This window comes from Argonema antarcticum A004/B2, from assembly GCF_023333585.1.
Taxonomy (GTDB): domain Bacteria; phylum Cyanobacteriota; class Cyanobacteriia; order Cyanobacteriales; family Aerosakkonemataceae; genus Argonema; species Argonema antarcticum.
Window position 1 is genome coordinate 77445 of sequence record NZ_JAIQZN010000020.1, and the last position, 9317, is coordinate 86761.

The 9317-nt window shown below is 42.5% G+C and carries 7 protein-coding genes and 1 pseudogene; 6 read left to right on the forward strand and 2 right to left on the reverse strand.

Annotated features, from left to right (window positions below):
- Positions 1-274 precede the first annotated feature (274 nt).
- A complete protein-coding gene (dnaA, locus tag LAY57_RS11600) occupies positions 275-1687 on the reverse strand; it encodes a chromosomal replication initiator protein DnaA (RefSeq protein ID WP_249066628.1) in 1413 nt (470 codons plus the stop codon).
- Between the two features lie 371 nt (positions 1688-2058).
- Between dnaA and LAY57_RS11605 the strand changes: the two genes are divergently transcribed.
- From LAY57_RS11605 to LAY57_RS11630, 6 genes are all read left to right on the forward strand, one after another.
- Positions 2059-3729, forward strand: a complete 1671-nt coding sequence (locus LAY57_RS11605) for a vWA domain-containing protein (protein ID WP_249066630.1) — start codon at positions 2059-2061, stop codon at positions 3727-3729.
- Positions 3730-3789: 60 nt separating this feature from the next.
- Positions 3790-5079, forward strand: a complete 1290-nt coding sequence (locus LAY57_RS11610) for a serine/threonine-protein kinase (protein ID WP_249066631.1) — start codon at positions 3790-3792, stop codon at positions 5077-5079.
- 126 nt (positions 5080-5205) lie between these two features.
- Positions 5206-6447, forward strand: a complete 1242-nt coding sequence (locus LAY57_RS11615; protein WP_249066633.1) for an HhoA/HhoB/HtrA family serine endopeptidase — start codon at positions 5206-5208, stop codon at positions 6445-6447.
- A gap of 99 nt (positions 6448-6546) precedes the next feature.
- A complete protein-coding gene (gene def / locus LAY57_RS11620; RefSeq protein WP_249066653.1) occupies positions 6547-7080 on the forward strand; it encodes a peptide deformylase in 534 nt (177 codons plus the stop codon).
- Between the two features lie 388 nt (positions 7081-7468).
- Positions 7469-8053 (forward strand): TerD family protein, encoded by a 585-nt coding sequence (locus LAY57_RS11625; RefSeq protein WP_249066635.1) that lies wholly within the window; start codon positions 7469-7471, stop codon positions 8051-8053.
- A 96-nt stretch (positions 8054-8149) separates the two neighbouring features.
- On the forward strand, positions 8150-8722 hold the full coding sequence (locus LAY57_RS11630) for a TerD family protein (RefSeq protein ID WP_249066637.1): 573 nt from the start codon (positions 8150-8152) through the stop codon (positions 8720-8722).
- Positions 8723-8952: 230 nt separating this feature from the next.
- Here LAY57_RS11630 and LAY57_RS36485 read toward each other — a convergent pair.
- Positions 8953-9145: pseudogene (locus LAY57_RS36485) on the reverse strand (IS4 family transposase); the annotation flags it as partial.
- Between the last annotated feature and the right edge of the window lie 172 nt (positions 9146-9317).

Genomic DNA, 9317 nt, shown 5'->3' on the forward strand with positions numbered 1-9317 from the left:
CGCTAAAGCGCAACAACGTACCAAAGAGTGCGATCGCACTCTTTGCCTGTGGAAAATGTGGAAAAAGTTGGTAAACATCTTCCAGCTAAGCTTTTCATAAATTATTACCCTGTGGAAAACTTGGGGAAAAAATGCTTCGTTTTCCACAGAGTATTTATACTTACAATACTTTTCCACCGAAATCATCGGATTTTCCACAAATTTTCCACAGGCAAAAAAACTTCTGATTAATTCTTTCTCCTCTTTTGACTTTTGACTTTTGACTTTTAACTTTTCAGGAGTTGGTTTGCGATCGCGTGGCGAGGTTAATGCGATCGCTTAGTTGGCGCAGCGTTTGAGGCATATTCGGATCGCTATCTCGCAGTTGTGCCACTTTTTCACAGCTATACATCACCGTAGTGTGATCTTTACCGCCAAATTCCTCGCCAATTCTGGGCAAACTCAGGTCTGTGTGGTGGCGCATCAGGTACATACCGATTTGGCGTGCTTGACTGATCTCCCGTCGCCGCGAGTTTCCCTTGAGATCGTCGATGGGAATATCATAAGCTTCAGCTACAACCGCCAAAATCACATCAGGCGTCGTCGCTACTTTCTCTGTAGGTGGGTTTAAAACTGGTGCGATATTCTCCACCGTCATCGGCAGTCCTGAAATCGAGATATAGGCAACAGCGCGAATCAAAGCACCTTCTAGTTCCCGAATATTAGAGGTGTAGTTGGTGGCGATGTATTCAATTACGTCGCGAGGCAGTCGCATATTCTCGTACTCTGCCTTCTTTTGCAGAATTGCCATCCGAGTTTCCAAGTCGGGACGTTGGATATCGGCAATTAATCCCATTGAGAAACGGGAACAGAGGCGTTCTTGTAAACCGGGAATCTGCTTGGGTGGGCGATCGGATGCGATCACGACTTGTTTGCCAGCTTCATGCAAAGTGTTGAAGGTGTGGAAAAATTCTTCTTGGGTGTATTCCTTGCCCTCAATAAACTGGATATCATCCACTAAAAGAACATCCGCAGCGCGGTAATGTTCGTGGAAGCTTTGCATATTGTCCTTGCGAATAGCTGCAATCAAATCGTTGGTAAATTGTTCGGTGGAAACGTAAAAGATTCGGGAGTCGGGGGCTATTTCCAGGCGATAATGACCGATCGCTTGCATCAGGTGTGTTTTTCCCAAACCGACGCCACCGCACAAAAACAGGGGGTTAAACTCGCGTCCCGGAGATTCGGCGACTGCTAGAGAGGCGGCGTGAGCCATGCGATTGTTGGGCCCAACTACAAACCGAGAGAAAACGTGCTTGGAGTTTAATGTGGTTGGTTTGGGCCGATGGCGATCGGAGTGGTGACCCCGATCTGGTTCCGTGCGATCGCTATTTTCTAAGCTGCTGGGTTCGATCGGCAGGGGCCAAGAGACTCCCGCCTCGCCAGTGGAGGTTTCATCCCCTTGAGCAACTGTGATGTAGATTTCGACTGGATGACCCAAAATATCTTGAACTACATCTGCGATCGTCTTGATATAGTACTTTTGCAACCAATTTCGAGCAAACGGGTTAGGAGTGCGAATTACCAGACAGTTATTTTCCAGTTGCTCCGCATTAGCGGTCTTGATCCAAGTCTCAAACGTGGGGCGGCTCAATTGTATCTGCAACCGTTCCAGTACCTGACTCCAGAGACTTTCAAGGGCAAGTTCCACGAGTTTTCCTCTACCGCTAACGGTCAAAAAATAAACTATCCAATCTAGACACCAGTTTAACAGAATTAACTGCTATTATAGTTAATCATATAATGTAATAGACTACTTAGCAGTTTTAATTTAGTTTTTTCTATTTCAAGAGCCAGTCTGCACAAAATCCATCACTTATTTGGTAAGGATATGTTTCAACAGTCAACTACTAGACACTGCTTTTTGTTTGGGTTATAACCGTGTAAACACCACCTTATAGCATCGAACTTCTGCCATAATGCGCGATGGTAAATTAGTAGAAATGAAGAGGTGTAATTTTCTTGGGATAGTGAATTGACTTGGAATAGCGAATCAGTCCTTGACAAAAATATCATTAAATTATGAAGTATATACACAAATCCATTGTCATATTAGCAATAGCTGCTTTATTAGGAAACCTGATAGTTTCTTGTTCTCCAAAGGAACGTTCAGCACCGAGTGGATCTGCTCGTCCACCCGAATCAGAGGCTCAATTGGCACCATCCGCCGCCGCACCCCCAGCACAACAACCTGCCTCATTGCCTACTTCAAAGCGATCGCAGTCTCAAGTCCCCTCAGATCAAAAGCCAGATGCCAGTCAAGACTCTAATGGCGAAACATACGCTCGCATTGATGATAACCCATTTCAAACAGTTAAAAATAGCCCCCTCTCAACATTTTCTATCGACGTAGATACTGCCTCTTACAGCAATATTCGACGCTTCATCAACTCAGGTCAACTTCCACCAAAAGATGCAGTCCGCCTGGAAGAAATGATTAATTACTTTACCTACGATTATCCACAACCCAAAGACTCTACTCCATTTTCAGTTACCACGGAAATTTCCGAAGCGCCTTGGAATCCATCTCATAAATTAGTTCAGATTGGATTGCAGGCAAAACGGATTTCTATCGAAAATTTACCCTCCAGCAATCTTGTCTTTTTGTTAGACGTTTCCGGTTCTATGGATGAACCAAACAAACTCCCCTTACTCAAATCAGCTTTGCGTTTGCTTGTCAACGAATTGGGAAGCAAAGACCGAGTTTCTATAGTTGTATATGCTGGTTCAGCAGGCGTAGTTTTACCACCCACTCCTGCAAATCAGAAAGAGCAAATCTTAAATGCACTTGAAAAGTTACAAGCGGGTGGTTCCACCGCAGGTGGAGAAGGAATTCAGCTAGCTTATAAAATCGCTAAAGAAAACTTTATTCCCTCTGGCAATAATCGCATTATTCTCGCAACAGATGGTGATTTCAATGTGGGGATATCCAGCGATACAGCACTGGTGCGCCTGATCGAGCAGAAACGAAACGAAGGAATTTTCCTGACATTACTTGGGTTTGGTATGGGTAATTTGCAAGATGCCAAAATGGAACAACTTGCTGATAAGGGAAACGGGAATTATGCTTATATCGATAACATTCTCGAAGCTAATAAAGTCCTGGTAAAACAGATAGGAGGAACTCTTCTCACCGTTGCCAAAGATGTTAAAATTCAAGTGGAATTCAATCCAGCTAAAGTACAAGGATATCGTTTAGTTGGATATGAAAACCGCATCCTCCAAAATCAAGACTTTAACGATGATAAAAAAGATGCTGGAGAAATAGGTGCAGGACATTCAGTGACAGCTCTTTACGAGGTTATTCCTGCTGGTGTCAAGAGTGATGTTTCATTGGGTAAAGTTGACTCTTTAAAATACCAAGAAAATACGGTAGCTTCCAATGCTTATCAAAATAACGAATTGATGCAGATAAAGTTACGCTACAAACTACCAAATCAGACAAATTCTCAACTTTTGACAACACCAGTATTAGATAAAGGATTGAAACTAAAAGACGCATCCACTAATTTTAGATTTGCATCTGCTGTTGCAGCTTTCGGTATGATATTGCGCGATTCTGAGTATAAAGGAAAGGCAAGTTTTGATGAAATTTTGAAGCTCGCAAATGAGTCAAAGGATGTAGATTTAGATGGCTATCGGGCTGAATTTATCCGGTTAGTGCAAAAAAGTAAAACTTTGAAAAGGTTATAATCTATCCAAACAATATTTAATCAGATCTGAAATCCGTGTTTATCTGTGGTTGAAATAACTATGGACAGTATTCAGAAAGACAATAACCTTGCATCAAACTACTCTACTGGAAACAATTTTCCAGATTTTATTGAACAAGGCTATCAAGTTGAGCGTTTGTTGGGACATAATCGCGCTGGTGGTCGAGTTACTTACTTAGCAACCAGTATAAAAACTGAGCGGCAGGTAGTAATTAAACAATTTCAATTTGCTATAATTGGAGCTAGTTGGTCAGAATACAAGGCGCATCAACAAGAAATTAAAGTTTTGCAACAGCTAAATTCACCCAGTATCCCCAAGTACCTAGATTCTTTTGAAACAAGTACGGGATTTTGTCTAGTACAAGAATATAAAAAAGCTCCCTCCTTAGCTGAGGCGCAAAACTTTACGCTGGAAGAGATAGAGCAAATTGCGATCGCACTTTTAGAGGTCTTAGTTTACCTGCAACAGCAAGTTCCGACCGTGTTTCATAGAGATATTAAACCAGAGAATATTTTAGTCGATCGTCAAAGTAAAATAAAAGTTTACTTAGTGGATTTTGGTTTGGCTAAAATCGGGGGTGAAGAAGTGGGTGCCAGTAGCGCAGTTAAAGGCACTTTGGGATTTATGCCGCCAGAACAAATTTTTAATCGCCAACTGACAGAAGCTTCCGATTTGTATAGTTTAGGGACTACATTGATTTGTTTGTTGACAAAGACTAAATCATCTGATATTGGCAATTTAATCGATGAATCTTATTGCATCAACTTTAAACCACTATTGCCAAATCTCAGTCCCCTGTTTACAGATTGGCTTTCTAAAATGGTGGCACCTAATTTGAAAAATCGCTATCCCAAAGCAGCGATCGCTCTGAATGCGCTTCAATCTATTAAACTACAAGATAGGATCGACAGCACTAGGCAATTAAAAAAGACAACAACCAGAATTTTGCTGCTCAAGTTTGGGCTATTTGCTGTGTGCCTCACAAGTGCGATCGCAACTTTACATATCCTCAAACCTATAACTGGTGAAAATGCTATTCGACAATTGCAAGAAACTCGTCAATGTTTGGGGTGTAATTTGAGGGAAGTTAACCTCAGCGGTATGGATCTTAAGGGTGTTGATTTAACAGGTGCCGATTTAACTAGAGCCGATTTGAGAAGCGCTGAACTGGAGAATGTTAAATTAACAGATGCTAATTTGACAGATGCCGATTTAAGAGGTGCCTATCTAGGAAGTGCTAACCTAACTGCTGCCAATTTGACAGGTACTAACTTAGGCAGCGCCGATCTAAGAGGTGCCATTATGCCTGATGGTTCCGTTCATCCTTGAAAGCACAAAGCCTACCTACGCAGGCTAAATAAGCTATTACGCATCTAAATCGAATACAAAGACGGGCAGGATGCCCACCTACTTAAATAAAAGTTCATAATAGTAGATACTACAGTCCCCAAAACGATGACATTGGCCAACTTCTCTGCCAAAACACCAGCCATTTATCAGTTGCTGCTGCTAACCGTAGTAGGGGCGACGTTTCTAGGCGGTTGCTCGCAGCTTCCCAGAGCATCTTCTTCTCCTCAACAGTCGATCGCTCCTCCTCCTACTTCTACTTCTACTCCCAGCAATCTCGGCAATACCACCAGTCGTTCTTTGCCAGTAAGAGATGACACAGATACTAACTTCGTTGTCGCAGCTGTGGATAAGGTTGGCCCTGCGGTAGTGCGAATCGATTCTGCACGGACGGTGAGGCGTCAAGCACCGGGTGATGAATACAACGATCCCTTCTTTCGGCGGTTTTTTGGTGGTGACGCACCCGTACCGCCAGCCGAGCGGACTTTGCGAGGAACCGGATCTGGCTTTGTAATCAATGCCGAGGGGCAAATTCTCACCAATGCCCATGTAGTAGATGGTGCTGATACAGTGACTGTAACGCTTAGGGATGGTCGAACTTTTCAGGGAAAAGTTCTTGGTGAAGATCCCTTGACCGATATTGCAGTAGTTAAGATTAACGCTAATAATTTGCCAGTTGTGGCGTTGGGTAATTCCGATATGTTACGTCCCGGACAATGGGCGATCGCAATTGGTAATCCCCTGGGTTTAGACAAAACCGTCACCGTAGGCGTGATCAGCGCCACAGACAGAACTAGCTCTCAAGTAGGCGTTCCCGATAAGCGCATTGGTTTTATTCAAACCGATGCAGCTATTAATCCCGGTAACTCTGGAGGCCCACTCCTAAACGCTCGCGGCGAAGTGATTGGCATCAACACGGCCATCATCGGTGGAGCCCAAGGATTAGGCTTTGCCATTCCCATCAATACAGTACAACGAATTTCCCAGCAACTAATTGCTAAAGGAAAAGTTGAACATCCTTTTGTTGGCATCCAGATGGCAACCCTCACACCTGAAATTAAGGAAAGAATCAAAAATTCTGCCAATGGTAACATCACCGTGCAGGCAGATAAAGGAGTTTTAGTAGTCCGCGTAGTTCGCAATTCTCCTGCTGATAAAGCGGGACTACAGCAAGGAGATGTAATCCAAAAAGTTGACAATCAAAGCGTTACGACAGCTGATAAAGTTCAGCAGATAATAGAAAGTCGGAATGTAGGTAACAGCTTGCAGATGGATGTGCAGCGCAATGGTCAAACTCAAAGCGTACAAGTGCAGCTAGGCGCTTTCCCAGTCCGACGAGACGAACCTTAATTCCTAAATAGTCAAGTTCTTCGATGGAGAGCTTGAACTATTTAGGTATGCGTTAAAATACAGATATTTCAGATGCCTCTTTTTAATCTCCCGACCAACATGGCGAAAATTCTGCAAGTTTCCCAACTCGGAAATCCTGTACTCCGGCAGCAAGCACAGCCGATTGACGATTTTGGCGATCGCAATATTCAAAAATTAATCGACAACTTAATGGCAACAGTTGCCAAAGAAAATGGCGTCGGCATCGCCGCACCCCAGGTAGCAGAATCTTATCGCTTGTTTATTGTCGCATCTCGTCCCAATCTCAGATATCCTCACGCACCGAAAATGGAACCAACGGCGATAATTAATCCGCGTATTATTGCACACTCATCCGAGGTGGTTAAAGATTGGGAAGGTTGTCTCAGCATTCCGGGAATTCGCGGTTTGGTTCCCAGATATCAAGAAATTGAAGTTGAGTATACCAGCCGAGACGGTAAGCTGCATCGGCAAGAATTAACAGATTTTGTCGCTAGGATATTTCAACATGAATACGATCACTTAGATGGTATTGTCTTTTTAGATCGTGTTGAAAGTACTCAGGAATTGATGACTGAACAAGAGTACGATCGGCGAATTGTTCAAAATGGATAATTTTTTTCAATTTGGAAAGCTAGGTAATGATGAATTGCTATCACTGGCTGTTGTGTTTGAGCTTTTTTCTCGGTAGTCAGAATACCAACTGCGAATAGTCCAGCTATAATGTAAATATTTTTATCATAATTTTGCTTTTTTACAGGAGGAGTTATATTTTAAAGAGGTGCGGTCAAAATCCAGTCAGTAAGACAACAGAGTAAAATTTGTATTGTAGTTTGATTTCGCCCTTTGGTTTTGGTACGGCTCTGCAATGTTGATTGACTAATTTGTTTTGCGATCGCACTTATTTGAAGTTGAAATGGTGAATGGCATCTTAATACATTAGAGCGGGTTATAAAGGCGGCTTAAAGCACGACTCGATCGCTATAGCTAGGAAATAACAAACATGGCAATTAATTTAGAAAAAGGACAACGCATTTCCCTTACTAAAGAAGCACCGGGCTTAACAAAACTCATGTGCGGGCTAGGTTGGGATGTAGTTAAAAAAGCCGGTGGCGGTATTTCTGCAAATTGCGATCTGGATGCCTCAGTTATCTGTTTAGATGATAAGGGCAAAGTAAATGATATAGCTAATGTAGTTTACTTCGCTAACCTATCGCACCGTTCAGGAGCTATTACCCATCTGGGCGACAATCTTACGGGTGAAGGAGAGGGAGATGACGAACAAGTTATTGTAGATTTGGATAAAGTCCCAGTAGAGATTGCCAGACTGATCTTCACGGTTAATATTTACGAGGGCGTTGCTCGGAAACAGGACTTCGGAATGGTAAAAAATGCCTTTGTGCGCCTGGTGAATATCTCCAATAATAAAGAACTCGCGCGGTATAATTTATCCGGTCTCGAATATATGGGGATGACTGGAATGATCATGGCGGAAATTTACAGGCATAATAATGAGTGGAAAATGGCAGCGATCGGTAATGGGGTTAGGGCTAATGGGTTGCAAGAACTTGTTAAGTCTTATGCTTGATCGCTCCCTCAATACCTAGTTGCTCCCTATTCGCTGGGTAAATCAACTGAATGTAAACGTAAAATAGAAATTGTTTTGTTGAAAGGAATTGAAACCATGTCAATTAATCTAAGCAAAGGTGGAAGAGTTAATCTTTCAAAAGAAGCTCCCGGCTTGAAAAATGCAGCGATCGGTTTGGGATGGGATGTCAACGCCACAGATACGGGTTCTGGGTTTGACTTGGATGCTTCTGTATTTATGTTAGGAACCAATGGAAAAATTCCTAACGACAAATACTTTGTCTTCTACAATAATACACAATCCCCAGACGGCTCTGCGAAACACATGGGAGATAGCAGAACTGGCGAGGGTGCGGGAGATGATGAGACGGTTCAAATTGATTTGAGCAAAGTAGATGCTTCCATTCAAGAAATCGTTTTCGTTGTCACAATTCACGAAGCAGATACCAGAAAACAAAACTTCGGACAAGTCAGAAATTCTTTTATAAGAATTTACGACTTGTCCACGGAAAAAGAAATTACCAAGTACGAGTTAGAAGAAGATTTTTCAACAGAAACAGCCATCGAATTTGGGAAGCTATACAAAAAAGATGGAGAGTGGAGATTCCAAGCTGTTGGAAATGGCTATAAGGCTGGTTTGCAGAAATTTGTCGATCAATATGCGTCTTAGTGGATAACTAAGGAAGTCTTTGAAATGGCCGATTGAATAAAAAAGGGGTGACAACTATAAAAGCCCCTTTTTTATTCTGACGGGCGACAACTATAGCTCAAAGGTAGACTGGATAAGGTTTTCGGCTCTACGACCTCGTTGATAATAGGGACGTTTATGTGGAATTAATGCCATTAATTGAACAGTTTGTTCACGCAACAATGCCAGAGATTCTACCCAAGCATAGCCGTGGATACCAATATAAAAGCTGCGATGACGGCGCTGCGTCCTACCTTTTTCTTTCACGCGGCCAACATATTTAACTACGCCTTTACTTTTGATTCTTTCCCCAGACATGATTGAACTGGTGTAAGCCAAAGTAATCAATATGATTAAAGCGATTAAACGCTCATTATTCACACCAGTTGATTCTAGATTATAGCCTTCCACATTTATAAAATAGCAAAATTCCACATTTATAAAATAGCAAAGCCCTCTATAAAATAGCAAAGCCCTCTTGTAATATTATCCAAGAGGGCTTTGCTATGAATATTAACCTGGCACCGAGCTATTTTCCCAGGCAGTTACCCACCAAGTATCTTCGCCGCAGCAGCGT

Coding starts and splice junctions, on each gene's coding strand:
- LAY57_RS11610 (WP_249066631.1), top strand. CDS start 3,790: ATGGACAGTATTCAGAAAGACAATAACCTTGCATCAAACTACTCTACT.
- def (WP_249066653.1), top strand. CDS start 6,547: ATGGCGAAAATTCTGCAAGTTTCCCAACTCGGAAATCCTGTACTCCGG.
- LAY57_RS11625 (WP_249066635.1), top strand. CDS start 7,469: ATGGCAATTAATTTAGAAAAAGGACAACGCATTTCCCTTACTAAAGAA.
- LAY57_RS11605 (WP_249066630.1), top strand. CDS start 2,059: ATGAAGTATATACACAAATCCATTGTCATATTAGCAATAGCTGCTTTA.
- LAY57_RS11630 (WP_249066637.1), top strand. CDS start 8,150: ATGTCAATTAATCTAAGCAAAGGTGGAAGAGTTAATCTTTCAAAAGAA.
- LAY57_RS11615 (WP_249066633.1), top strand. CDS start 5,206: ATGACATTGGCCAACTTCTCTGCCAAAACACCAGCCATTTATCAGTTG.